The sequence below is a fragment of the Curvibacter sp. APW13 genome (assembly GCF_032337135.1).
Classification (GTDB): domain Bacteria; phylum Pseudomonadota; class Gammaproteobacteria; order Burkholderiales; family Burkholderiaceae_C; genus Allorhodoferax.
Map to the genome: position 1 here is coordinate 1,646,384 of NZ_JAVXZZ010000001.1, position 23,454 is coordinate 1,669,837.

Annotated in this window: 24 protein-coding genes; 14 read left to right on the forward strand and 10 right to left on the reverse strand. The window is 65.3% G+C overall.

The features are described from left to right. Window positions 1-2: 2 nt before the first annotated feature. The 7 genes from RQP54_RS07675 (at window position 3) to RQP54_RS07705 (ending at window position 4,784) form a co-directional block, all read left to right on the forward strand. Window positions 3-818 carry an ABC transporter permease gene (locus tag RQP54_RS07675; protein ID WP_315677597.1) on the forward strand — a complete coding sequence of 272 codons (816 nt, stop codon included), beginning with the start codon at window positions 3-5 and terminating at the stop codon, window positions 816-818. Beyond that, window positions 815-1,354, forward strand: a complete 540-nt coding sequence (locus RQP54_RS07680) for a nitrous oxide reductase accessory protein NosL (RefSeq protein WP_315677598.1) — start codon at window positions 815-817, stop codon at window positions 1,352-1,354. The genes RQP54_RS07675 and RQP54_RS07680 overlap by 4 nt, the downstream gene beginning before the upstream one ends. Window positions 1,355-1,362: 8 nt before the next feature. Next, the gene (locus RQP54_RS07685; RefSeq protein ID WP_315677599.1) at window positions 1,363-2,004 is read left to right on the forward strand and encodes a nitrous oxide reductase accessory protein NosL; all 642 of its coding nucleotides are present in this window, start codon (window positions 1,363-1,365) and stop codon (window positions 2,002-2,004) included. Window positions 2,005-2,085: 81 nt separating this feature from the next. Continuing rightward, entirely contained in the window at window positions 2,086-3,030 is a 945-nt protein-coding gene (locus tag RQP54_RS07690) for a PfkB family carbohydrate kinase (RefSeq protein WP_315677600.1), read from the forward strand. A 25-nt stretch (window positions 3,031-3,055) separates the two neighbouring features. Continuing rightward, window positions 3,056-3,976, forward strand: coding sequence for a pseudouridine-5'-phosphate glycosidase (locus tag RQP54_RS07695; RefSeq protein WP_315677601.1), 921 nt, complete (start codon window positions 3,056-3,058; stop codon window positions 3,974-3,976). A 56-nt stretch (window positions 3,977-4,032) separates the two neighbouring features. Then, window positions 4,033-4,452 carry a nucleotidyltransferase substrate binding protein gene (locus RQP54_RS07700; protein WP_315677602.1) on the forward strand — a complete coding sequence of 140 codons (420 nt, stop codon included), beginning with the start codon at window positions 4,033-4,035 and terminating at the stop codon, window positions 4,450-4,452. Then, window positions 4,452-4,784 (forward strand): nucleotidyltransferase domain-containing protein, encoded by a 333-nt coding sequence (locus RQP54_RS07705; RefSeq protein ID WP_315677603.1) that lies wholly within the window; start codon window positions 4,452-4,454, stop codon window positions 4,782-4,784. The genes RQP54_RS07700 and RQP54_RS07705 overlap by 1 nt, the downstream gene beginning before the upstream one ends. 83 nt (window positions 4,785-4,867) lie before the next feature. Here the strand turns inward: RQP54_RS07705 and RQP54_RS07710 are convergent, their stop codons facing one another. The 7 genes from RQP54_RS07710 to RQP54_RS07740 are packed head-to-tail and all read right to left on the reverse strand — an operon-like array spanning window position 4,868 to window position 11,786. Beyond that, a complete protein-coding gene (locus tag RQP54_RS07710; protein WP_315677604.1) occupies window positions 4,868-5,680 on the reverse strand; it encodes a 3-keto-5-aminohexanoate cleavage protein in 813 nt (270 codons plus the stop codon). A 10-nt stretch (window positions 5,681-5,690) separates the two neighbouring features. Continuing rightward, window positions 5,691-6,110 (reverse strand): hotdog domain-containing protein, encoded by a 420-nt coding sequence (locus RQP54_RS07715; RefSeq protein ID WP_315677605.1) that lies wholly within the window; start codon window positions 6,108-6,110, stop codon window positions 5,691-5,693. A 10-nt stretch (window positions 6,111-6,120) separates the two neighbouring features. Beyond that, window positions 6,121-6,891 carry an OAM dimerization domain-containing protein gene (locus tag RQP54_RS07720; RefSeq protein WP_315677606.1) on the reverse strand — a complete coding sequence of 257 codons (771 nt, stop codon included), beginning with the start codon at window positions 6,889-6,891 and terminating at the stop codon, window positions 6,121-6,123. Beyond that, window positions 6,888-8,450, reverse strand: a complete 1,563-nt coding sequence (locus tag RQP54_RS07725; RefSeq protein ID WP_315677607.1) for a lysine 5,6-aminomutase subunit alpha — start codon at window positions 8,448-8,450, stop codon at window positions 6,888-6,890. The genes RQP54_RS07720 and RQP54_RS07725 overlap by 4 nt, the downstream gene beginning before the upstream one ends. A gap of 17 nt (window positions 8,451-8,467) precedes the next feature. Beyond that, window positions 8,468-9,556 (reverse strand): hypothetical protein, encoded by a 1,089-nt coding sequence (locus tag RQP54_RS07730; RefSeq protein WP_315677608.1) that lies wholly within the window; start codon window positions 9,554-9,556, stop codon window positions 8,468-8,470. Then, complete coding sequence (locus RQP54_RS07735; protein WP_315677609.1) at window positions 9,553-10,590, reverse strand: L-erythro-3,5-diaminohexanoate dehydrogenase; 1,038 nt, start codon at window positions 10,588-10,590, stop codon at window positions 9,553-9,555. The genes RQP54_RS07730 and RQP54_RS07735 overlap by 4 nt, the downstream gene beginning before the upstream one ends. 11 nt (window positions 10,591-10,601) lie before the next feature. Beyond that, a complete protein-coding gene (locus tag RQP54_RS07740) occupies window positions 10,602-11,786 on the reverse strand; it encodes a KamA family radical SAM protein (protein WP_315677610.1) in 1,185 nt (394 codons plus the stop codon). A gap of 151 nt (window positions 11,787-11,937) precedes the next feature. Between RQP54_RS07740 and RQP54_RS07745 the strand changes: the two genes are divergently transcribed. From RQP54_RS07745 to RQP54_RS07760, 4 genes are all read left to right on the forward strand, one after another. Continuing rightward, on the forward strand, window positions 11,938-12,396 hold the full coding sequence (locus RQP54_RS07745) for an Lrp/AsnC family transcriptional regulator (protein ID WP_315677611.1): 459 nt from the start codon (window positions 11,938-11,940) through the stop codon (window positions 12,394-12,396). 90 nt (window positions 12,397-12,486) lie between these two features. Beyond that, window positions 12,487-14,628 carry an EAL domain-containing protein gene (locus tag RQP54_RS07750; RefSeq protein WP_315677612.1) on the forward strand — a complete coding sequence of 714 codons (2,142 nt, stop codon included), beginning with the start codon at window positions 12,487-12,489 and terminating at the stop codon, window positions 14,626-14,628. Beyond that, window positions 14,625-14,858: a hypothetical protein gene (locus RQP54_RS07755; protein WP_315677613.1), complete on the forward strand. Its 234-nt coding sequence runs from the start codon at window positions 14,625-14,627 to the stop codon at window positions 14,856-14,858. Before RQP54_RS07750 ends, RQP54_RS07755 begins: the two co-directional genes overlap by 4 nt. Window positions 14,859-14,994: 136 nt before the next feature. After that, complete coding sequence (locus RQP54_RS07760) at window positions 14,995-17,979, forward strand: L-glutamate gamma-semialdehyde dehydrogenase (protein WP_315677614.1); 2,985 nt, start codon at window positions 14,995-14,997, stop codon at window positions 17,977-17,979. On the opposite strand, the gene RQP54_RS07765 is transcribed toward RQP54_RS07760, so the two are convergent. After that, window positions 17,976-18,470 carry a hypothetical protein gene (locus tag RQP54_RS07765; RefSeq protein ID WP_315677615.1) on the reverse strand — a complete coding sequence of 165 codons (495 nt, stop codon included), beginning with the start codon at window positions 18,468-18,470 and terminating at the stop codon, window positions 17,976-17,978. The two genes, RQP54_RS07760 and RQP54_RS07765, sit on opposite strands and share 4 nt — an antisense overlap. A 10-nt stretch (window positions 18,471-18,480) precedes the next feature. Next, entirely contained in the window at window positions 18,481-20,076 is a 1,596-nt protein-coding gene (locus RQP54_RS07770; protein WP_315677616.1) for a HAMP domain-containing sensor histidine kinase, read from the reverse strand. A gap of 150 nt (window positions 20,077-20,226) precedes the next feature. On the opposite strand from RQP54_RS07770, the gene RQP54_RS07775 reads away from it, so the two are divergent. The 3 genes from RQP54_RS07775 (at window position 20,227) to RQP54_RS07785 (ending at window position 22,937) form a co-directional block, all read left to right on the forward strand. Then, window positions 20,227-20,988, forward strand: a complete 762-nt coding sequence (locus RQP54_RS07775; protein WP_315677617.1) for a substrate-binding periplasmic protein — start codon at window positions 20,227-20,229, stop codon at window positions 20,986-20,988. A 174-nt stretch (window positions 20,989-21,162) separates the two neighbouring features. Further along, entirely contained in the window at window positions 21,163-22,317 is a 1,155-nt protein-coding gene (ppk2, locus tag RQP54_RS07780) for a polyphosphate kinase 2 (protein ID WP_315677618.1), read from the forward strand. Then, complete coding sequence (locus tag RQP54_RS07785; RefSeq protein WP_315677619.1) at window positions 22,314-22,937, forward strand: nitroreductase family protein; 624 nt, start codon at window positions 22,314-22,316, stop codon at window positions 22,935-22,937. Before ppk2 ends, RQP54_RS07785 begins: the two co-directional genes overlap by 4 nt. 42 nt (window positions 22,938-22,979) lie before the next feature. Here RQP54_RS07785 and RQP54_RS07790 read toward each other — a convergent pair whose 3' ends face one another. Then, on the reverse strand, window positions 22,980-23,438 hold the full coding sequence (locus RQP54_RS07790) for a nitrate reductase cytochrome c-type subunit (protein WP_315677620.1): 459 nt from the start codon (window positions 23,436-23,438) through the stop codon (window positions 22,980-22,982). Window positions 23,439-23,454 lie beyond the last annotated feature (16 nt).

Genomic DNA, 23,454 nt, shown 5'->3' on the forward strand with positions numbered 1-23,454 from the left:
GCATGGAATGGAGCCAAATCCTGACGCTGGCCTCCAAGGAGTTCAAGGACCGCCTGCGCAACAAGTGGGTGCTGGCCGTGGCGCTGGTGTTCACGGTGTTCTCGCTGGTCATCACCTACTTCGGTGGTGCGGCACAAGGGCAGGTGGGGCCGCGCTCCATCGAGTTCACCATTGCGTCGCTGGTGAGCCTGGTCATCTACCTCATTCCGCTCATCGCCTTGCTGCTGGGCTTTGACGCCGTGGTGGGCGAGCGCGAACGCGGCTCGCTGGACCTGCTGCTGTCCCTGCCCATCACCCGCATGGAGCTGCTGCTGGGCAAGTACCTGGGCCTGGCGGCGGCGCTCACACTCTCCACGCTGGGCGGCTTTGCGTTGGTGGCGGTGCTGCTGTACCGGCAGTTCAGCTCGGCGGGCCTGTTCCACTACGTGGGCTTCATGCTGAGTTCGGTGCTGCTGGGTCTGGCCTTTCTGAGCCTGGCGGTGTGCATGTCGGTGCTGGCGCGCGAGCGCACCCGGGCTTCCGGTTTTGCCATCGCGCTGTGGTTCTTCTTCGTGCTGGTGTTCGACCTGCTGCTGCTCGGTGCCCTGGTGGCAACCGGCGGAAAGTACGGAGGCGACCTGTTCGCCTACCTGCTGCTGCTCAACCCGGCCGACGTGTTCCGCATCCTCAACGTGTTTTCGCTGGAAGACGTGCGCACCCTGTACGGCCTGACCAGCGTGGTTCCCCCCGCATTGGCGCGCCCTTGGCTCATGGGGCTGGTCATGCTGGCCTGGATTGCAGGCCCGCTGGCCGTGGCGCGCTGGAGATTCAAGGCATGACATACCTCTCTCTTCCGACCCTGCGCCGCAGTGCTCTTGCACTCGCCCTGCTGGCCCCCTTGTCGTTCGCAGGCTGCGATTCTTCCGGAGGGGCCAAGGCGATGGCACCGCTGGAAATTGACGCCAGCACCACCTGTGAACTCGATGGCATGCTGCTGGCCGACTACCCCGGACCCAAGGGCCAGGTCTTCTACAGCGGCCAGGACAAGCCGCAGTTCTTCTGCGACACGGTGGAGCTGCTGCACACCCTGCTGCTGCCGGAACAGGTGAAAGCCTTGGCAGCGGCTTATGTGCAGGACATGGGCAAGGCCGACTGGGACAAGCCCCAGGGCCAGTGGATCGATGCCAAGACCGCCCTGTACGTGTTCGGCGGCAAGCGCCACGGCTCCATGGGCCCCACCATTGCCAGCTTTGCGCTGGAGGCGGACGCCCAGGCCTTTGCCAAGCAGTGGGGCGGCAAGGTGGTGCGCTTTGCCGACATCCAGCCCACCATGGTGGACCTGAGCGGCGGCGCCCTGCACGACAGCAAGATGTAAACGTCGCCATGGCGTCTCCTGTGCTTGCGCCACCGCCCGCCCGCTGGCTGCTGCTGGCGTTGTTGATGGCCGCCACGTTGCTGGCTGGTTGGGGCGGCTGGAAGCACTACCGCGCCCGCATGGCGGACGCTGCGCTGGAAGACGGCTACTGCGTGGTGGCCCCGCCCACCCGTTTCGACCCCGCCTGGGGCGTGGGCCTGCTCGAACCTCGCCCCATCCCGGCCGATGCGCGCTGCCCGGTCTGCGGCATGTTTCCGGCGCGCAAGCCCGAGTGGGCGGCGCAGCTGATCTTCGCCAACGGCGACACCCAGTTCTTCGACTCGCCGCTGACGCTGTTGGTCTACCTGCACGACGTGGGCCGCTTCGCGCCCGGCCGCAGCGCCGCCGAGGTGCAGTCGGTGTGGGTCACGGACGGCGGCACGCGCCGCTGGATCGACGCCAAGGCTGCGTTCTATGTGCATGGCTCGGACGCCCTGGGACCCATGCGCGCGGGCAACCTGCCGCCCTTCGCCACCGAAGTCGCCGCCCAGGCGTTCGCGCAGCGCCGTGGCGGACAGGTGCTGCGCGCGGATGCGCTCACGCCCACGCTGCTGGACCGTATGATCCAACCCCACCGGCACGCCCAGATGGGGGTGGGTCCAGGCGCGTGACGCTCCGAATTTGGTAGCTGTCTACGCAATATCTGTGCGGGCTATGGCCCGTTTTGATGGTTATTCTTCGAAGAGGGCGGCATGGAGCGGCAAGCAGCGGTCGTGGTCATCGGGGGGGCGAGCCTCGACATCGTGGCGTCCACCGAGGCACCCCTGGTCCTGTCGGACTCCAACCCGGGCCACGTGCAATGTGCCGCGGGTGGGGTGGGGCGCAATGTGGCCCACAATCTGGCGCGCCTGGGCCACGCACCGGCGCTGGTCACCGTGCTGGGGATGGATGCCTTTGCCCAGACGGTGCTGGAAGCCACCCGCGCCGCAGGCGTCGACACGCGCTGGTGCCTGCAGCTGCCCGGCGAACGCACCGCCACCTACCTGAGCCTGCACGGCGTGGACGGTGACATGGCGGTGGCCATCAACGACATGGCTATCCTGCAGCGGCTCGATGCCACCGTGCTGGCGCCGCTGCGTCCTCAGTTGCAGACCGCCCGTTGCCTGGTGCTGGACTGCAATCTGCACGCCGCCGCGCTGGAGTGCCTGCTCGACGAGCCCGTGGGACCGCCGGTGCTGGTGGACGCGGTCTCTGCCATCAAATGCCCGCGCCTGAAGCCTTGGCTGGACCGCATCCACACCCTCAAGGCCAATGCGCTGGAAGCCGCCGCGCTGACCGGCGTAGCGGTGCAGTCGGTCGACGACGCACAGGCCGCCGCACGCGTCCTGCACGCCCAGGGCGTGGCCCAGGTGGTGCTGAGCCTGGGGGCGCAAGGCGTGCTGTGGAGCACAGGCGATGGTGAAGCCGGGTTCTGCCCCGCCCGAGCGGTACCGGTGGTCAACACCAGCGGCGCCGGCGACGCGCTGCTGGCAGGCCTGGTGCATGGCCAGTTGCAGGGCTGGCCCCTGGCGCAGGCCGTGCCCTGGGCCATGGCCTGTGCCGAGATCACCTTGCAAAGCCCGGTGGCCAATGCGCCGGAGCTGTCGCTGGCGGCCGTGGAGCGCCAGTGCGCCATGGCACACTCCCCCTCCCGCTGATCCACTGCTCGCCCAAGGCCCTGCCATGACCACTCCCTATCTCGACATCGCTCCCGAAGTGCAGGCCGCGCTGCAGTCTGGCCAACCCGTGGTGGCGCTCGAATCGACCATCATTTCCCACGGCATGCCCTACCCGCAGAACGTGGCCACGGCCTTGCAGGTGGAAGCCGAGGTGCGCGCAGCCGGGGCCGTGCCCGCCACCATCGCCATCCTGGGCGGTCGCCTGAAGGCGGGCCTGAGCCATGCCGAGATCGAAGCCCTGGGCAAGGCGGGACGCGAGGTGGTGAAGGTGAGCCGGCGCGACATTCCCTTCATGGTGGCGCAGGGCCGCATGGGGGCCACCACCGTGGCCTCCACCATGGTCATTGCGGACATGGCGGGTATCCGCGTGTTTGCCACCGGCGGCATCGGCGGCGTCCACCGGGGCGCACAGCAAAGCTTTGACGTCTCGGCCGACCTGCAGGAGCTGGCGCAGACCCCCGTAGCCGTGGTCTGTGCCGGTGCCAAGAGCATCCTGGACCTGGGGCTCACGCTGGAGTACCTGGAGACGCATGGCGTGCCGGTGGTCGGCTACCAGACCGAGTGGCTGCCGGCCTTCTTCACGCGCGAGAGTGCCTTCAAGGTGGACTACCGCCTCGACACACCGGCTGAGATTGCCCGCGTGCTGCACGCCAAGTGGGCCATGGCCCTGCGCGGCGGCATGGTCATCGCCAACCCCATCCCGCACGAATACGCCATGCCACGGGACGCGATCGACGCCGCTGTGGAGCAGGCGCTGCTGGAGGCCCAGCAGCAGCGCATTGGCGGCAAGGAGTCCACCCCCTTCCTGCTGGCGCGCGTGTGCGAACTGACCGGCGGCGACAGCCTGGCTGCGAACATCCAACTGGTGCGCAACAACGCCCGCTTGGCCAGCGCGGTGGCGCGGGAGCTGCTGGCGCTGAAGTAGCGATGTGTTGTGGCTACGATAGAGACCATTGCTCGAGCACGAGAGAAGGAGATCCCATGAATCAGGAAGACATTCGCTGGAAGCAACGTTTCAGTAACTTCCAGCGTGCGTTTTTGCTGTTGCGCGAAATGCGCGAACGTGAAGTGAAGTCCTTCTCCCAGCTGGAAAAGGAAGGGGCTATCCAGCGATTTGAATTCGCTTTCGAGTTGGCCTGGAAGGTGTTGAAGGACTACCTGGAGGCTGAGGGCGTCCAATTGGAAAGCAATACGCCGCGCCAGGTGATCAAGCAGGCCTTTGCGGCGGGCTTGTTGCCAGACGCACAGACCTGGATAGACATCATGCTGCTGCGCAACAAACTCTCCCACACCTACGACCAACAGGTGTTTGAACAGGCCTTGCACACCATCCGCGACGAGTACTTCCCCGCCTTCGAGCGGCTGTACGACGAATTCGTGGTGCGCAGCCTCCAAGCCTAATGGCATCGCCCGAGGGTACCGGACTGTCACAGGCCGATCTGTCGGCCATTCAGGGGGTATTTCGCCAGTTTCCCTGGTTGCAGGAGGTGCGGCTCTACGGTTCACGGGCCAAGGGCAACTACCGGTCCAACTCTGATGTGGACCTGGCCCTGATGGGCCCGGTGCCCGCGTTGCAGGCCCAGGCCGTCGCCTTGGCACTAGACGAACTGCCGATGCCCTACCTGTTCGATGTCCAGGCCTATGCCGACATTCGGCATGCGCCGCTACGCGAGCACATCGATCGGGTCGGTTTGGTGCTGTACCGCGCCAGCGAGGAAGGAACAGCTCGCTAAGCCTGCCACTGTCCGGGCGCACCAGAGTCTAGGGCGCTATGAAAATGGTAGCATATTGCGCAATATCTACCATGGCTATAGCCCTATTGGATGCCCAAGAGCTGCCGCGCTTGGGTGGGCGTGGCCACTGGGCGGTCGAGCTCGGCCGCGAGCCGTGCGATGCGTGCCACCAGCTGGGCGTTGCTGCTGGCGAGTTCGCCCTTGCGGTAGTACACGTTGTCCTCGAAGCCCACGCGCACGTGGCCGCCGAGCACGATGGCCTGCACCGCTAGCGGCAGTTGGGCCGCGCCAATGCCGGCCACGGTCCACGTCGCACCCTCGGGCAGTTCGCCCAGCAGGTACATCAGTGCCTGCGGCGTACCCGGCATGGCGCCGGGTACGCCCAGCACCAGGTCGAAGTGCGCCGGGGCGTCGAGCAGGCCCTTGGCCAGCCAGCGCTTGGCGGTGTGCAGCATGCCGCTGTCAAAGATTTCCAGCTCGGCCTTCACACCCTGGGCGCGGATTTCGCGCGCAAACACTTCCATGTCGGCCGGGTGGTTCATGAACACGTCGCCACCGAAGTTCACCGAGCCCATGGACAGCGTGGCCATCTCGGGCTTGAGCGTCACCGGCGCCAGGCGTTCCTGCGGTGTCATGCCTACGGCGCCGCCGGTGCTCACCTGCACGATCACGTCGCAGCGCTTCTTGACCTCGGCAATGATGCTGCGGTAGACCTCCTTGTCCTGCGTCGGGGTGCCGTCGGCCAGGCGGCCGTGCACATGGACGATGCTGGCACCTGCTGCAGCGCATTCGGCCGCAGCCACGCCAATCTCTTCGGGCGTGATCGGCAAGGCCGGTTGCTGTGCGCGCGTGACCTCGGCACCGGTCAGGGCGGCGGTGATGATCAGGGGTGTCATGGCCAATTCCTCAGCGTGCCTGGGACAGCGCTCCGCGCTGGCATTCGGCCGGCACCACGCAAGTGCCGCTGGCGCGGCACACCACCACCGGTGGGTCCAGCACGTCGCAGGCAGAAGGCTGGCCGGAGATGTAGGCAGCGGTGATGACCTTGCGCGCCTCGAAGGTCATGGCGCGCGAGGTCTTGCCGAGGCGGGTGATGGTGCCCACGGCCTCGATGTAGTCGCCGGCGCGCACCGGGGCCAGGAACTCGACCTTGTCGTAAGCCACGAACAGGCCCTCGTCGCCGTCGCTGCGGATCAGCAGTTCGGTGGCGACGTCGCCAAACAGTTGCAGCATCTTGGCGCCGTCCACCAGGTCGCCGGCGTAGTGGGCGTCGTGCGATCCCATGCGCAGGCGGATCATGCTGGTGATGGAAGTGGTCTCGGTCATGGTGTATTCCTTAAGCAGCTTTGCGCTTGATCCATTCATCGATGGCAAACGAGGCCACGTTCTCGGCGTAGCTGCCGGGGCCGAAGCCCGCGTCATAGCCCAGTTCCTTGGCCAGTTCGTGGCTGATGCGCGGGCCACCCACCACCAGGATCACGCGTTCGCGCAGGCCTTCGGCTTCGAGCAGGTCTGACAGGCGCGTGAGGTTGTCGAGGTGGATGTTCTTCTGCGTCACCACCTGCGACACCAGGATCACGTCGGCCTTCTCCTCGATGGCGCGAGCCACCAGGTCCTCCGAGTCCACCTGCGCGCCCATGTTGATGGCACGCACCTCGTGGTAGCTCTCCAGGCCCTTGTGGCCGTTGAAGCCCTTCATGTTCATGATGGCGTCGATGCCCACGGTGTGCGCATCGGTCTCGATGCAGGCCCCCACCACCACCATCTTGCGGCCCATCGACTCGGCAATCTTGGCATTGATGGCGTCCTTGTCCAGTACCTCGAATTCGGGTTTGGCGACCTTGATGCGCGCCATGTCCACGCGGTGCTTGCACTGGCCGTAGACGACGTAGAAGGAAAAGCCTTGGCCCATGTCCTCGCTGTGCACGACCGAGGGTTCTTCCAGGCCCATCTGGAGCGCCATCTGGCGCGCGGCCTCCTTGCTGTTCTCGTCCAGCGCCACGGGCAGCGTAAAGGACAGCTGTACTCGTCCGTCGTCATGGGTATCGCCGTAGGGCTTGACCCAGCGCGGCGTGTGTTCTTCGTGGTGGAGGTCGTGAGTGCTCATGCTGCAGCTCCTTGCGCGCCTTGGGGCAACATCAATTCAGGGAAAGGGTTGTAGTAGTCGGCGTCCTTGTCGAGCACGCCGTCCAGGCCCTTGCCGCCGGTCAGCGTGCGCGAGATGTCGGCAAAGGTGCCCTTAGCGATGGCGGCGGGCAAGCCGGTGCGCTCGATCTCGGCCAGGATGTCCACCGTTTCCTGCAGCACCTGCTGCGCGCGGCGCTCGATCTGGCCGCCCGGTGTGAACTGGATCTCGGCGTGCAGGTCGCGCATGGTGCTGAACACGTACTTGGCGTTCTGCACCGACAGGAATCGGTCCTGGATGAAGGGGGTGTGGATGGCTTCGGTCATCATGCCCAGCAGGTGGATGTTCTGCTGCGTCAGCACCGACACGGTGTTGAACAGTGCGTCCTGCACATGGCCCTTGAAGATGTTGCCGGTCATGAACTTGGTGGGTGGCATGTACTTCAGGCTGGCCTGTGGGAACACCTGGCGCACCAGCTGGGCGTGGGCCAGTTCCCACAGGAAGCCGTTTTCCAGCTCGGGGTTGATCTCAAACGCATGGCCCAGACCCATCTGTTCGGGCTGCAGGCCCGACAGGTAGGCGAACTGCTCGTTGATGAGTTGTGAGGCCAGCACGGTGTGGGCGGCTTCCACCGCATCGGCGGTGGTGAGGTAGTTGTCTTCGCCGGTGTTGATGATGATGCCGGCATAGGCATTGACCATGCGCGAGAAGAACTGGTCCACGAAGGTGCGCTGCATGTTGATGTCGCGGAAGATGATGCCGTACATCGAATCGTTGAGCATCATGTCCAGGCGCTCCATCGCGCCCATGGCAGCGATCTCGGGCATGCACAGGCCCGAGCAGTAGTTGGTCAGGCGGATGTAGCGGCCGATCTTCTGTCCCACCTCGTCGAGTGCTGCGCGCATGAGCTTGAAGTTCTCCTGCGTGGCATAGGTGCCGCCGAAGCCTTCGGTGGTGGCACCGAAGGGCACGTAGTCCAGCAGGCTCTGGCCGGTGGAGCGGATCACGGCAATGATGTCGGCACCCTGCTCGGCGGCTGCGCGGGCCTGCTTGATGTCCTCATAGATGTTGCCCGTGGCCACAATCAGGTACAGCCAGGGTGCCTTGCCTTCACCCAGGGTCTGCAGGTAGTGGTCGCGCTGGGCGCGGTTGCCTGCAATGCGCTCGCACATGGTCTTTGCCAGGGCCTTGGCGTGTGCGCGAGCGGCTTCGAGGTCCGCGGGGCGCTCCAGCACCAGCGTGCCCTTAGCCACACGTTCGGCCACGGTCTGGGCGGTGAGTCCATGCTGCGACATGGTAGCGGCCAGCACGGGAGCGGCGCCCAGGCCCAGCAGGCCCTGTTCGCGCAGGTGGTCTACCAGGCGGTTCGGCAGCGGAATCTGGTTTTCGTCCACACCGTCCACACCCAGCAGGCGCACGGTGGCGCGCTCCACGGTGGTGGTGGTGCGCCGGTTCATGGTGTCGAACACCTGGCGCGCGATGGCGCGGGCGCTGGTGCGGGCGCGGTCAATCTGGGCGGCGTCGAGTTGAAGTTGTGCCATGGTGTATTCAGTCGCAATCAGGGTTGGAGCAGCACGTCGCTGACCACGTGCTCGGGCCAGGCGCTGCGCGCCTCGGCCAGGAACTCGTGGGCGTCAAAGCTGCCACCGAACGGGGAAAAGGGGTTCAGGGTGATGCCGGCCATGCGGATGGCACGCAGCGCGCACACATGGCCGCCCTGGCGTTCGAACTGCGCCAGGTCCACGGCATCGATGAAGAGCTTGGTGCCGTCGGCCACTACCAGGGTCAGTCCTGGGTGGGCTTGCAGCAGTGTTGATAGGGCCATCCACAGGCGCCGTGCCACGGCCCCGGACACCGCGATGGTGCGCACGGGCGTACCCATGAGCTGCAGCAGGCGCGGCGCGGCGTTGAGCGTGGCCACCGCCTCTATCCACAAGGGGTGGCCCTCGGCATCCCAGGCACCCACGCCGCCGCAGTCGAAGGCTGGTGCTACTTGCGTGGCCAGTGCCTCGTCGGCTTGTGCGATGCCCAGAATGGCCAGGCGATCGCGCGTCTTGCGCAGCACGTCCTGCACGCCACCGCCGATGGCCGCGCCTGTGGCCAGCACCACCCCGTCGGCAATGGCCGGGGAGGCATGGTGGCTGCGACCCAGCGCACCGTCGAGCAGCACCAGTTCGGCCCCGCACTGGCGCAGCAGGGCAATCACGCGGTGCTGGTCGTGGCTGCGCGAGGCACCGGCCACTTCCATCTCACCGCCGTCCAGGGCCTTGACCAGAACGACCTCGCCCATCGGGCTTTCGATGCCGGTGCCGCCCAGCAGCCGCGTGCGCACCTTGGCACGCAACAGCGTGTCGCGCGCGGTGGCCACCAGGCAACCGGGCGTGACCATGACCGGGGGTTTGGGGATGGAGAACACCTGGTCGCGCTCCTCACCGTCTCGGCCGATGGAAGTCAGGCCCACGGCCACATGGGCCTGGTGCGCCTGTGCCAGCAGGTGGTTCAGCGATACCGTCTTGCCGGTGTTCTTGGTCATGCCCATGACGGCCACGGTGCGCAGCTGCAGCGCCTGCACGCTGGCCCACAGCGGGCTGGGGCGGACGGCAGGGGGTGTTGGGCGGGTAGGGGCCAGCATGGCGGTGTGGCTCACACGTACAGCGTTTCGAACAGCGTGCGCAACCGCGGCGACTCGCGCAGCAGCTCCAGCGCGTAGACCGCATGGTCCTTGGCGTAGCCGTTGCCCACGATCATGTCCACGTCCTTGCCCACGCCTTCGGCGCCCAGGGCCGCAGCGGTGAAGCTCGTGGCCATGGAGAAGAAGTACACCGTGCCGCGCTGGCGCGTGGCCAGGATGGAGCCCAACTCGGTGTGCTGGATGTTCACGCAGTTGATGACCACGTCGGCCAGGCGGCCCTGGGTCACGTCTGAGATCGCACGCATCATGGCCACGGCGTCGGTGGCGTCGACCTGCAGGGCGTGGTCTACCCAGCCCAATTCCTGCATGCGTTCACAGTCCTTGGCGAAAGGCGACACGCCAATGACGCAGCCCGCGGGGCCTGCGCGCTTGCGCGCCTCGTAGACGCACAGCGTGCCCGACTTGCCGCCACCACCGACCACCACCACGGTGTCGCCGGGGCGTACCAGGCGGGCGGTCTGGGCCGGGGCACCGGCCACGTCCAGAATGGCCAGCGCCACCTTTTCGGGGATGTCGGTAGGCAGCTTGGCGTACAGGCCACTCTCGAACAGGATGGCCTGGCCGTCGATCTCCACCTGGTCCTGCGCCAGGTGCAGCGCCTTGATGCGCTCGATCTTCAGTGGCGTGAGCGAGAGCGAGACCAGGGTGGCGATCTTGTCACCCACCTGCAAATCGGTCTTGCCTTGCAGGGCGGCTCCGATGGCGGCCACGCGGCCGATGAGCATGCCGCCCGAGCCGGTGACCGGGTTGTGGTGCTTGCCACGCTGGGCCACGATGTCGAGGATGGCCGCTTCAATGCGGGCTGGGTCGTTCTCAGAGGCCTTCTTGATCTGCGTGAAGCTGGCGGCATCGATGTTCAGGGCATCGACGTCGATCAGGATCTCGTTGTCCCACAGGGACATGGTGTTGTCGATCTTCCAGGCGGGCTGGGGCAGCACACCTTTCGGTTCGAGAACGCGGTGGGTGCCGTAGGGGCAGCCGTGTTGCATGCTGGCTCCCATCAGTTGCTCACGCTGGGCAGAGCGAAGTCCTGGCCCAGGCCCGGCATCTCCACGGTCTTTCCGGCGTAGTTGCGGCACTTCACGGTGGTGCCGCTGCCATCCGGCAGGGCTTCCTCACGCACGTAGGTCGGGATGATGGGCAGCTTGCCCAGGCCGCCCAATCCGTCGACGATGAAGGTGGGCACGGCCGGGCCGCTGATCCAGCCGCGCAGACCTTCGTAGAGTTCGAGCATGCGGCGGTGCGGCACGATGAAGTGGTGGGCACCTTCCACCATGTCGGTGGAATACACGTAGTAGGGGCGCACGCCCATCTCGATGGTTTGCATGAACAGCTCGCGCATCACTTCCACGCTGTCGTTCACGCCCTTGAGGCACACGGTCTGCAGGCCCATCATCACGCCAGCCTTCTGGATCATCTTCACGCGCTCACGCAGCAGCGGGGTAATTTCCTTGGGGTGGTTGATGTGGATGTTGACCATCTGCACGCGGTGCTTCTCCAGCACAGCGCACAGCTCGGGGGTGATGCGTGTCGGCAGTTGCACCACCATGCGCGAACCCATGCGCAGGAAGCGCACGTGGGGCGCGCGGCTGCGGATCTGGCCCAGGATCTCGTCCAGGCGCTCGTCGGTGAAGGTCAGCGGGTCGCCACCCGAGAGCAGCACATCCTCGATGTTCTTGTTGTTGGCGATGTAGTCGATCGACGCTTCGATCTCGTCCTTGTGCACCGAGCCGGTGGGTTGGCTCACCATGCGCTTGCGGGTACAGAAGCGGCACAGCGTGGCGCAGGTATTGCTCACCAGGAACAGCACGCGGCGGGGGTACCGGTGCACGATGCTGGTGCCGGGAATGGTGTCACCCTCTTCGCCCAATTGGTCGAGCATGGTGGCAAAGCCGGGTTTGGTCTGCTCGTGGAACGAGGGCAGGTACTGCAGGCGGATCGGGCAGTTCGGGTCGTCGCGGTCCATTAGCTGCGCCATGTAGGGCGTCACCGCAATGGCGAACTTGGAGTACACGGTGCTGTCCACGTCTTCCACTTTGTTCAGCACGCCCATGAGTTCGCTGTGGTGGGTGTAGCGGCGGGCAAACTGTTTCTGCCAGGACTCGCTCTTGGGGTCGTAGGCCTGGAGTTCTTCCCAGGTCTGGAGCTTTTTGGGGGTGTGGTTGAAGTCGACTTTCTGCAGCATGGCGGCCTCCTGGGCGGTGGGGTGCCAGGGCGGAAATCCCTGTGCACTGGATTAGTGCAGGAAGTCTATTTGCGCATTGCGCCGACAAAAACAAGCAAAGTGATCGATTTTCATTGCCGATAAAATTCAATATGTAAACTATTGATTCACTATGACTGAAACCTTGCTCAAGCCCAACCTGGACGCGCTGGACCACCGTCTGATCGAACTGCTCAAGGTCAATGCGCGCCTGCCCTTGGTGAGCATCGCCAAGGCCTTGGGTTGTGCGCGCTCTACGGCCCAGCTGCGTCTCAAGGCGCTGGAGGATGCCGGCGTCATTACCGGCTACACCGTGGGTGTGAGCAGCACCCGCGGGCCCAACGCCATCCGCGCCATGGTGCTGATCTCCATCGAATCGCGGAACGAACCCAGTGTGGTGCGCGAACTGGCCAAGCGCCACGAGATCACCAAGCTGTATTCGGTCAGCGGCCGCTACGACCTGTGTGCCATGCTGCTCACCGACACCACGGCCGAGTTGGATGGTGTGATCGACCGCATCCGCGCGGTCCAGGGTGTGACCGACACCTTCTCGACCATCCTGCTGTCCACCAAGCTGGACCGCCCCGAGTAGGTGTTTTCGCCAGTGGCGTGATAAGGGTGCACGTGCCTAGAATGCGCGGCCCCGAACGTTGGGGGGCATCGGTACAGAAAGCACACCACCATGCAAGACGATACATCGCCGCCCCTGGACCAGGAGCTGGCGCGCCTGCGGCACAGCTTGGGCCCGAGTCCTGCGCCCATGGAGTTGCTCACGCGCGCCGTGGAGCAGAGCCCGTTCGGTATCGTGGTCATGGATCTGAAGGGCCAGGCAGAGTACTGCAACCACAGCTTTACCGCCATGACAGGGTACGACCTGCACGATCTGCAAGGGGACGACCCGCTGGCGTGGAACTCGGTGGAGGAGTGCCGCACGGTGTACCAGCAACTGCTGGCCTCGCAGACCCAGGGAGAGCGCTGGAGCACCGATTGCGAAAGCCGCCGCAAGGACGGCTCGGTCTACTGGGAGCGTCAGGTGGCGTCGACGCTGCGCGATGCGGACGGACAGCACACGCACCTGATCGTCGTCAAGCAGGACATCAGCGAGCGCAAACACAAGCGCGACAGCTACGAACGTACGCGGCGGCTGCAGGAACAGGCACTGATTTCCAGCAGCAATGGCATCATGATCACGCGCAGCGATGCCGATGACCACTCCATCGTCTATGTCAATCCGGCGTTCGAGCGCATCACCGGCTACAGCGCCCAGGAAGTGATCGGGCGTGAAGGGCGCTTTCTGGTGCGCGACGATCTGGCGCAACCGGCCTTGGAGTCCATCCGCAGCGCACTGCGTGACAAGCGCGAAGGCACCGCTACGCTGCGCAACTACCGCAAGGACGGCACGCTGTTCTGGAACGAGCTGCACATTGCGCCGGTGCGTGACCTCACGGGCGAGTCCATCACGCACTTCGTCAGTGTCATCAATGACGTCAGCGAGCGTGTGCAGTACCAGCAGGCGCTGGAGTACCAGGCCAACCACGACAGCCTCACCGGCCTGGCCAACCGCAACCTGCTGACCGACCGTATCGAGCAGGCCATTGCCTGGGCGCGTCGCAACAACCACGTCATTGGGGTGATGCTGCTGGATCTGGACCACTTCAAGCGCATCAATGACGCCTCCGGCCACGCCGCCGGGGACGCCTTGCTCAAGGAAGTGGCCAGCCGATTGCGCCATTGTGTGCGCGAAACGGACACGGTGGCCCGCCTGGGCGGTGACGAGTTTGTCGTCATCCTCACCGACCTGCCGCAACCCGACGACGTGGACCATATCGCCCAGAAGGTACTGAGCGTGCTGGCACGCCCGGTCGAACTGGTGGGGCGCGACGTGCAGGTCACGGCCAGCATCGGCGTGGCCCTGTACCCGCGTGATGGCGACCATGGCGAGGTGTTGCTGCGCTACGCCGACATGGCGATGTACCGCGTCAAGGAGCACGGTCGCAACAGCGTACGCCAGTTCGCGCCCGAAATGGGAAGCGCCGCCATCAGCCGGTTGGACATGGAGGCGGCGTTGCGTCGGGCCATGGAGCGCGGCGAGTTCGTGCTGCATTACCAGCCCAAGATCGACCTGGCGACCGAACGCACGGTCGGCGCCGAAGCCCTGGTACGCTGGCAGCATCCGCAGATCGGTCTGGTGCATCCAATCGAATTTATCCGTCTGGCCGAGGAGACCGGCCTGATCCTGCCATTGGGCGAGTGGGTGCTCGAAGAGGCCTGTCGCCAGCAGGCCCGCTGGGCTGCGCAGGGGTGGGGCGATCTGCATGTGGCCGTCAACATGTCGGCCCGCCAGTTCCGCCAGGACGACCTCAGTGACCGCATCGCCGCCGTCATCGCGCGCACCGGCGCCAACCCGCGTCAGATGGTGCTGGAGCTGACCGAGAGCATGGTGATGCAGGATGTGGATACCACGCGCATGACCCTGCAGGCGCTCAAGGAGCTCGGGGTTGCGCTGTCCCTGGATGATTTCGGTACCGGCTATTCCAGTCTGTCCTACCTGCGACGCTTCCCGATCGACGAGCTCAAGATCGATCGCTCGTTCGTCAACGACATTCACACCAACGAAGACGATGCCGCCATTGCCAGCGCCATCATTGCCATGGCGCGCAGTCTGGGCCTGGCGGTGGTGGCGGAAGGCGTGGAACGGCGCGAGCAGGTGAGTCAGCTTGCCACCATGGGCTGTCACCAGGTGCAGGGGTACCTGTATGCGCGTCCCATGCCGGCAGACGTCTTTCTCCAGCGGCTGCAGTCTCCCAAGGAAGGGACGGCATGAACAAGATCCAATGGCACACCCTGCAGGCGGCGGAGCTGTCGCAACTCTTGCAGCAGACCGAGTTACTGGAATCGCGCGCGGTGGGAGCGACCACGGTCTACCACTTGGCTCTACCCGGGCGGGAGTTGCTTGCGCTGTCCCTGCCCGATGGCCAGGCACTGGTCATGGAGCCGCAATCCTATCCCGCGGTCAATCGACGAAAGCGTCCGGGTTCCGAGTCGGCTGACTAACGCAGAGTCCATCGGTCTGGTGCGGCGCATCCGCCTGGATGGATGAATTTAGTGTTGCGATTGTTGAAAAATATAGAGAAATATTTCGTCTTATTTTTCTACCATTGCGTATCCGTTTGTTTTCACGAGAAACGCAATGACCACCCAAGCCGCCCCCCGCCAACGCCTGCCCTTCCCCTACCGCGACGAAACCGAAGTGGTTTCGCACCGCCTTGCCAGCCTGTCGACGGCGCTGGACTGGGCCGGAGCAGCCAAGGTGGCCACGCCCTGGGTGCAGGCCGTGCGCCAGAACCCGCCACCGTTCTGGGCCATGGAAAGCCTGCTCAAGGAATACCCCATTTCCAGCGCCGAAGGCCTGGCCCTGATGCGTCTGGCCGAAGCGCTGCTGCGCGTGCCCGATGCCGAGACCGCCATTGCCCTGACCGCCGACCAGCTCGGTCGCGCCGACTTTGACGACGCGGGCGACAAGACCCTGGCACGCCTGTCATCGACCGCCATTGCCATGAGCAAGAAGTTCCTGCCGGACGCCCAAGGCGAAGCGGGATTGCTGGCCAAGCTCGGTGCGCGCTCGGTGGTGGCGGCCACGCTGCGCGCCGTACAACTGCTGGGGCGTCAGTTCGTACTGGGCCAGACCATCGGCGAGGCCATGGATGAAGCCGCCTCGGCCAAGAAGAAGATCAAGCAGCTGCGCTACAGCTACGACATGCTGGGCGAGGGTGCCCGTACCGATGCCGATGCATTGCGCTACCTGGCGAGCTACCAGAACGCTATCAAGTCAATAGCTGCCCACGTACATTCCACCGGGGCTTGCGAGCAAAACGACGGCATTTCCATCAAGCTCAGCGCCCTGCACCCGCGCTACGAAGACGCGCAGATCGAGCGCGTCATGGCCGAGCTGGTGCCGCGCGTATGGGGTCTGTGCGAGCAGGCGGCCCAGGCCAACATCAACCTCACCATTGACGCCGAAGAGGTGGACCGCCTGGAGCTGTCGCTGGAGGTGTTCGAAGCCCTGGCGGCCAAGGTGGCGCAACACTACCCGCAGTGGACTGGCTTTGGCCTGGCCATGCAGGCCTACCAGACACGTGCGCTGGAGCTGATCGAGCACATCGCCTCGATCGCCCGCAAGTACCGCATCAAACTGATGTGCCGCCTGGTCAAGGGCGCTTACTGGGATGCCGAGATCAAGCGCGCCCAGGAAATGGGTCTGCCGGCCTACCCGGTGTTCACCCACAAGCACCACACCGACATTTCCTACCTGGCCTGCGCCCGCGCCCTGCTGGACGCCCCCGACGCCATCTACCCCCAGTTCGCCACGCACAACGCCGGCACCATTGCCGCCATTTTGCAGATGGCCGCCAAGACCGCCGCGCCCTTCGAGCTGCAACGCTTGCACGGCATGGGTGAAGGCGTGTACCGCGAGGTGCTGAAGAACCCGCTGATCGCCTGCCGCGTCTACGCCCCCGTGGGTGCGCACAAGGACCTGCTGGCCTACCTGGTGCGCCGCCTGCTGGAAAACGGCGCCAACTCCAGCTTCGTGCACCAGCTGGCCGACGAGTCGGTGGGCATGAACGAACTGCTGATCTCGCCGCTGCGCCTGGAAGGTGAAAGTTCACTGCCATTGCCCTTGGACATGTTCGGCACGGCCCGCAAGAACAGCGCCGGGCGTGATTTGGCCGACGCTTCCATGCGTGCCGCCCTGCTCGAAGCGCTGGAAACCGTGCAGGTGCCGGTCGTGCCGGAGTTCGATACCAAACTGGTTGCTGGCGCCTTGTCGGAAAGCGTAGCCTGCTACAAGACGTGGAGCAAGACGGATGTCGCCGAGCGCACCCGCCTGCTCGAAGCGGCGGCCGACGCCTTGGAAGCCGAGCTGCCGCGCTTCTGCGCATTGCTGGTGAAGGAAGCCTTCAAGACCTGGGGCGATGCCGTGGCCGAAGTGCGCGAGGCGGTGGACTTCCTGCGCTACTACGCGGTCGAAGCCCGGCGCATCATGCAACCCATGGCCATGCCTGGCCCCACCGGCGAGAGCAACGAGTTGCGCCTGATCGCCCGCGGCCCCTGGGTCTGCATCAGCCCCTGGAACTTCCCGCTGGCCATCTTTCTCGGCCAGGTCGCTGCGGCATTGAGCACCGGCAACACCGTGCTGGCCAAGCCTGCCGAGCAGACACCTGGTGTGGCGCTGGAAGCCGTCAAGCTGCTGCACGCCGCGGGCATCCCGACTGCCGCGGTGCAGCTGCTGCACGGCCCCGGTGAAACCGTGGGCGCGGCCCTGGTGGCGGCCCCTGGTGTGGCAGGTGTGGTGTTCACCGGCTCGACCCAGGTCGCCAAGATCATCAACCGCACCCTGGCGGCTAAGGACGGCCCCATCGTGCCGCTGATTGCCGAAACCGGTGGCATCAACGCCATGGTCGTGGACAGCACTGCGCTGCCCGAGCAGGTGAGCGATGCGGTGATGCAGTCGGCCTTCCGCAGCGCCGGCCAGCGCTGCTCGGCCCTGCGCCTGCTGTGCGTGCACGCCACCATCGCCGACCACGTGGTCGAGATGATCCAGGGCGCGGCCAAGGAGCTGGTGGCCGGCAACCCGGCGCTGCTGTCCACCGACGTTGGCCCGGTCATCGACCGCGAAGCCTTCGAGGGCATCAGCGGCCACATCGCTCGCCTGAAGAAGGAAGCCAAAGTGTTGGTGGCCCCCGAAAACAATGCGCAGGCAGCTACACAAAATGTAGCGAATCTGATTGCACCGCACGCCTTCGAGGTGAACGCGATTGCCGACATGCAGCAGGAAATCTTCGGCCCGGTGCTGCACATCGTGCGCTGGGATGGGGACCCGGCTGCCGTCATCGAGCAGATTAACGCGCTCGGCTACGGCCTGACCATCGGCATCCAGAGCCGCATCGACAGCCGGGCCCAGGCCCTGGCCCGTGCGGCGCATGTGGGCAACGTCTACATCAACCGCAACCAGATCGGTGCCGTGGTGGGTGTGCAGCCCTTCGGCGGCGAAGGCCTCTCCGGCACCGGCCCCAAGGCCGGTGGCCCGCACTACCTGTACCGCTTCTGTGCCGAGCAGACCATCACCGTGAACACCACGGCCGCAGGTGGCAACGCGGCCTTGCTGGCGGGCTAACGGCTCACCGTGGTGGGTGATGCGGGCTGCGCGTTGTCGCGGGCCCGCGCAACCCGGGCGTCCACCCAGGCCCGCGCGGCCACCGGATCGGTGAACAGGCCGAAATCCGTCTGCGAGGCGGCGAACAAGGCTTCAAAGCGCTGGCTCAGAAGGCCCATGCCTTCCACCGGTTCGGCACAGACCCAGGCCAATGCAACGGCACCGCGGGCGTTCTGTTTGAATTGGGCAAACCCCGCTTCGTAGGCGGCCAGGGCTTCGGGTGACATGAGTGCACTGTGGCGCCAATGGACGATGGCGCCGACGCGCTGCTGCGGCCGCCATTGCGCCACGATGCGCTGGCGCGCCTCACCCAAGGCCCGCACCCATTCCAGGTTGAACGGGCCGCGCACCTCGTAGCACAGTACGTCGCCATCGGTCCAGATGCGGAAGTCGCCATGGGCTGCAAAGCGCCCTGCGCCAATGTCACCCAGTGCAATACGGTATTCAGCCATGCCCGGCGGCTCAGGCAGTGGGTGCTTCGGGGGCCTTGCGCGGCAGGGTCACCGTGACCGTGGTGCCTTGCCCCAGGGTGCTGGTCACCTCGATGCTGCCACCCAACAGACGCAGCACGATCCCGTGCACGATGTTCATGCCCAGACCCGTGCCACCGCGCCCCATCTTGGTGGTGAAGAACGGGTCAAAGATGCGCTGGCGCACCTCGTCCGGCATGCCCACGCCATTGTCGGCCACCCGCAACACCACCTGATCATCCCCGGCAGCATGCACGTCCACGCGCAGGGTGTGTTCCGTGCCTGCCTCGAAGGCATGGTGCACGGCGTTCATCACCAGGTTGGTCAGCACCTGGCCGTAGCGCCCCGGGAAACCGTCGCAGCGCAGGTTTTCGTCGAAGTGGCGCTCCACGGTGCAGCCCGACTTGCGCAGCGTGGGGTGCAGCATGTTGAGGATCTCATGGCTGACTTCGCCGATGTCGAAGTCGCGCCGCTGGTCGCTGGCATGGTCTACCGCCACCTGCTTGAAGTCGGCGATCAGCCCGGCACTGCGCCCGAGGTTGCTGGAGGCCAGGGCCAGGCCTTCGTGCAGGCGGCGCAGCAGTTCCTGCAGCTCCGACTTGCGCAGCGCCCCCTGTGCCAAGTTGCCTTCCACGGTGAGTACGTCGTTCTCGAGCGTCGTGGTCACCGTAAGCGCATTGCCAATGGGGGTGTTGAGTTCGTGTGCAACACCCGCCACGATGCGCCCCAGCGAAGCCAGCTTTTCGGTCTGCACGATTTCCTTCTGCGCCCGCTCCAGGTTGTTGAGGGCGGACTCCAGCGAGGCGGTGCGTTCGGCCACCCGTTGCTCCAGATGCTGGTTGACTTCGAGCAGCGCGGTATTGCGCGCCTCGAGCTGGGCAATCAGATCCAGCAGCGCGCGCCGCGTGGCGTCGAGGCTGGTGGCCAGGGATCCCACCTCGTCGTGGAAGACCGGACGGATAGGGCTGGCAAGCTGGCCCGATTCGATGCGCGAGGAGGCTTCCACCAGCCGTTTGAGTGGCCGCACCAGTCGCCACTGGAGCAGGATCACGATGAACACCAGTGCCAGCAGCGACGACTGGGCGGCGCCTACCAAGTACTGCTGGCGCAACTCCTGCAGCCGGGCCAGGTAGCCTGCCGTGGACATGCGGATGCGGAGTTTGCCCACCACGGCACCATCGCGTTCGATGTCGCGGATGACCTCCACGCCGGGTTCCGTTCCGTCGGGCTCGCGGTTGCGGTCCCGCTCCGCGAATGGCACGCCCTTGTGGTCCCAGACGGAGATCGACGTGACATCGGGGTTGATGAAGGCGGCTTCGATGATCGAATCCGCCTGCTCAGGGGCAAACTGCCACAATGGCTCACGCAGCGCCAGCGCTGCCAGCAGACCCAAGCGATCGAGTTCCTGCTGGATCTGGCGTTCATGGCTCTCGCGCAGCAGGCTGGTCTGGCGCAGGTAGGTGGCCACGGAACCCACCAGAACCCCCGCCACGACCGTGAGCCCGATGGCCACGCGCAGCGAGCGCAACCCACGTCCTAAACGGCTCAGGTAGGTTACGGCAGTGGAGTGCGGGGGAAGTGATGCCATAGGGATTGAACGCCTCATCCTACCAGCGATCAAGCCCACTTGCCAATGCGCGAGGGGCTCCCTACACTGGGTTCGGACAGGGAGTGTCGCGTGCGCAACGGGTGTACCAAGGTTCCGTGCTTACGTGGTTGGATCGGGGAGGTATGGGGCATGGCCGGATTGTTTGGGAAGCGACTGCTGCTGGGTGTGCTGGCCGCTGGTGCCATGGTGTTGGCACGGGCGGAGAACCTGGTTGTGTTCGGCGACGACAGCTACGCACCGGTGGTATTCATGCGTGAAGGCAAACCGGCGGGTATCTTGGTGCGCATCCTGGAGCGAGCCGAGGCACTGACTGGCGACCATTACGACATTCGGCTGTCCCCTTGGAAGCGCGCTTACGAGTTGGCGGCGCGTGGCGAAGGCGGGGTGATGGGTGTTTCCTTCAACCACGATCGCGCCCGCATCTTCGATTTCTCCAAGCCTGTCTACGACGACGACATCCAGGTGGTGACACTGGCAGACAAGACCTTTGCCTTCAGCCAGCTCAGTGACCTCAAAGGCAAGCTCATTGGTGGTGTCCACGGTGCCAGCTATGGTGATGCGGTGGATGCTGCCATCGCCAAGGGACTGATCAGCATCGAACGCGATGTGGGCCAGGGAGGACGCTTGCGCAAGCTCCTCGCGGGACGGCTGGACGCAGCCTTTATCGGCAATGGCAGCGTGGGACTGGAGACCGCGATTGCCTCGGAGCCGATGCTGCGCGCCAACCGGGAGCAGTTCGCCGTCCTGCCCAAGCCGCTCACGGTGGATCCCTTGCACCTGGCGTTTGCCAAATCCATGGACAAGGCAGCTGCCATAGCCCGCTTTGACGCCGCGGTGGAAAAGTTGCGCAAGAGCGGCGAACTGCAGCGCCTGCAGCAGGCCCTGAACTGACACCCCTTGGGGTGTTGATTTAAGTCAAGCCTGGGCAGGAAAAGCAGTACCTAAACCCAGCAATACAGTGGGAGATTGCCCCTGACCGGCGCGTGCCCGGCGTAGCATCCATCGGAGCGCTCTGCCATCTCCGGCGGAGCCCGTATCGCAACGCAATGGAGGGCAGAGTACAGCATGGCAAGCACCAACAATCCACAGTCGGCATCCCGTCCCGCAGCATCCCCTGTGCCGCGCAAACCCCGTCGCGCGAACCGTGGCGACATCGCGCCGAGCGCGCGGGTGGCTGGCATCGAGAAATTCGTGGCCCAGGAGGCCACCGAGGCGGCCCAAGGCAAGAAAGTGGCTGCCGCGCTCGAACTGGTGAAGCCAGGTGCCCAGGGTAGCCCGGCGCAGCGGGCCCAGGCCCTGCGCGCCATGCTCGAAGGGGCATCCAGTGACGATGCCCGCGTGCTGCGTCAGGCGCTGGCATCAGGCGGACGCAAGAGCAAGGACAAGGGCATTGATCCCGACGACGAACTCAATGCCGACTGGCGCGATGGGGGTTACCCGTACAAGAACCTGCTGCGGCGCGCCACCTACGAAAAGGACAAGTTCCGCCTGCAGGTGGAGCTGCTCAAGCTGCAGGCCTGGGTCAAGGAAACGGGTCAGCGCGTCGTCATCCTGTTCGAGGGGCGCGATGCGGCGGGAAAGGGCGGCACCATCAAGCGCTTCATGGAACACCTGAATCCGCGCGGCGCACGGGTTGTGGCACTCGAGAAGCCCACCACGGAAGAGATGGGACAGTGGTATTTCCAGCGCTACGTGCAGCACTTGCCCACGCGTGGCGAGATCGTGCTGTTCGACCGCAGCTGGTACAACCGGGCCGGGGTCGAGCGCGTGATGGGCTTTTGCACCGACGCCGAATACCAGGAGTTCATGCGCCAGGCGCCCGAGTTCGAGCGGCACCTGGTACGCAGTGGCGTTCACCTCATCAAGTTCTGGTTCAGCGTGAGCCGCAAGGAGCAGCGCCGCCGCTTCAAGGAGCGCGAGAACCACCCCTTGAAGCAATGGAAGCTCAGCCCCATCGACATGGCCTCGCTGGACAAGTGGGACGACTACACCCGTGCCAAGGAAGCGATGTTCTTCGAGACCGATACGGCGGACGCACCCTGGACCGTCATCAAGAGTGACTGCAAGAAGCGCGCACGGCTCAACGCCATGCGCTATGTGCTGCACAAGCTGCCCTATGGCGCCAAGGACACCGAACACGTGGGCAAGCTCGACCCGCTGATTGTGGGGCGTGCCCACGTGGTCTACGAGCGTGGCGAAAAACCGGCGGCCATCCTGTGAGCGCTGTGGACGGCTTGGATGCAGTGCAGTGGGTGCAAACGCTGATCCACAGCCGCGCCAACGTCGGCCCCAAGCGCCTGGTCGCTCCGGGGCCGGACGTGCAACAGCTGACAGCCATGCTGGAGTCTGCCTGTGCCGCACCGGACCATGGGCGCTTGCGGCCCTGGCGCCTGGTGTTGGTGCCCCAGGACAAGCGCGCCTTGCTGGCCCAGGCCTTTGTCGATGCCCTGCTGGAGCGCGACGCCACGGCCACGCCGGAGCAGCGCGGCATGGCCGCCGAGAAAGCCTTTCGGGCCCCGGTGCTGCTGGTCGCGGTGGCGCGGTTGGCAAGCGCAGAGCCGCCCCTGGACGCAGAGCAGCAGACCGGCACCCCGGTGCACGATTTCGAGCGCCTCGTGACCCTGGGCTGTGCGATCCAGAACATCCTGCTCAGTGCCCATGCGGCCGGTTTCGGTGCGGGTCTCACCAGCGGCCAGGCCATGCGAAGCCATGCGCTGCGACGCTTGCTGGCGCTGCAGGCCCATGAGCATGCGGTGTGCTGCATCAACCTTGGCACGGTGTCCAGGCACCGGCCTGCAGCCGAGCGCCCGGGATTGGGCGATTCGCTGCAAATCTTGTAGCGTGCGGCGCTTTCCGGGCGCCGGCACGCACTCGGATCGGGCCTATTTCTTCGCCGGTGGCAGGTAGCCCTTGAAGTTGTTGGCCACCAGGGGCTTGGCGTCGACCTGCGGGGCGTGGCAGCTGTTGCACTGCCAGCGGCGCATGTCGAGCTGGGGCTCGGCCTTGGGGTCGGCGTTGGCAACGAAGTGGCTCTTGCCCGCGCGGGGAATCTTCTGGCCACGGAACTTGTCATGGATGTGGCAATCCAGGCAGGCGTTCTCTTCCGAGGTGATGTCACTGAAGCCGTCCACCTTGTGCGGAATCACCGGCGGCTGGTTCTGAAACGTGCGTGGCACCAACTGTTGGGCGCCTGGCTTGCTTCCTTGGTAGGTCTTTTCCACCGGCGCCGCATCCTGGTCGCTGACATCGGCGCCGCGCATGCTGGTCACCGTTTGTGCTGTGGCCCAGCACGCCACGGCGGTCATGACGGCTGCCAGGGTGAATTTGAAGGTCGTTTTCATGATGAGCTCTCCACAG

Coding starts and splice junctions, on each gene's coding strand:
- RQP54_RS07675 (WP_315677597.1), top strand. CDS start 3: ATGGAATGGAGCCAAATCCTGACGCTGGCCTCCAAGGAGTTCAAGGAC.
- RQP54_RS07680 (WP_315677598.1), top strand. CDS start 815: ATGACATACCTCTCTCTTCCGACCCTGCGCCGCAGTGCTCTTGCACTC.
- RQP54_RS07685 (WP_315677599.1), top strand. CDS start 1,363: ATGGCGTCTCCTGTGCTTGCGCCACCGCCCGCCCGCTGGCTGCTGCTG.
- RQP54_RS07690 (WP_315677600.1), top strand. CDS start 2,086: ATGGAGCGGCAAGCAGCGGTCGTGGTCATCGGGGGGGCGAGCCTCGAC.
- RQP54_RS07695 (WP_315677601.1), top strand. CDS start 3,056: ATGACCACTCCCTATCTCGACATCGCTCCCGAAGTGCAGGCCGCGCTG.
- RQP54_RS07700 (WP_315677602.1), top strand. CDS start 4,033: ATGAATCAGGAAGACATTCGCTGGAAGCAACGTTTCAGTAACTTCCAG.
- RQP54_RS07705 (WP_315677603.1), top strand. CDS start 4,452: ATGGCATCGCCCGAGGGTACCGGACTGTCACAGGCCGATCTGTCGGCC.
- RQP54_RS07710 (WP_315677604.1), bottom strand. CDS start 5,680: ATGACACCCCTGATCATCACCGCCGCCCTGACCGGTGCCGAGGTCACG.
- RQP54_RS07715 (WP_315677605.1), bottom strand. CDS start 6,110: ATGACCGAGACCACTTCCATCACCAGCATGATCCGCCTGCGCATGGGA.
- RQP54_RS07720 (WP_315677606.1), bottom strand. CDS start 6,891: ATGAGCACTCACGACCTCCACCACGAAGAACACACGCCGCGCTGGGTC.
- RQP54_RS07725 (WP_315677607.1), bottom strand. CDS start 8,450: ATGGCACAACTTCAACTCGACGCCGCCCAGATTGACCGCGCCCGCACC.
- RQP54_RS07735 (WP_315677609.1), bottom strand. CDS start 10,590: ATGCAACACGGCTGCCCCTACGGCACCCACCGCGTTCTCGAACCGAAA.
- RQP54_RS07740 (WP_315677610.1), bottom strand. CDS start 11,786: ATGCTGCAGAAAGTCGACTTCAACCACACCCCCAAAAAGCTCCAGACC.
- RQP54_RS07745 (WP_315677611.1), top strand. CDS start 11,938: ATGACTGAAACCTTGCTCAAGCCCAACCTGGACGCGCTGGACCACCGT.
- RQP54_RS07750 (WP_315677612.1), top strand. CDS start 12,487: ATGCAAGACGATACATCGCCGCCCCTGGACCAGGAGCTGGCGCGCCTG.
- RQP54_RS07755 (WP_315677613.1), top strand. CDS start 14,625: ATGAACAAGATCCAATGGCACACCCTGCAGGCGGCGGAGCTGTCGCAA.
- RQP54_RS07760 (WP_315677614.1), top strand. CDS start 14,995: ATGACCACCCAAGCCGCCCCCCGCCAACGCCTGCCCTTCCCCTACCGC.
- RQP54_RS07765 (WP_315677615.1), bottom strand. CDS start 18,470: ATGGCTGAATACCGTATTGCACTGGGTGACATTGGCGCAGGGCGCTTT.
- RQP54_RS07770 (WP_315677616.1), bottom strand. CDS start 20,076: ATGGCATCACTTCCCCCGCACTCCACTGCCGTAACCTACCTGAGCCGT.
- RQP54_RS07775 (WP_315677617.1), top strand. CDS start 20,227: ATGGCCGGATTGTTTGGGAAGCGACTGCTGCTGGGTGTGCTGGCCGCT.
- ppk2 (WP_315677618.1), top strand. CDS start 21,163: ATGGCAAGCACCAACAATCCACAGTCGGCATCCCGTCCCGCAGCATCC.
- RQP54_RS07790 (WP_315677620.1), bottom strand. CDS start 23,438: ATGAAAACGACCTTCAAATTCACCCTGGCAGCCGTCATGACCGCCGTG.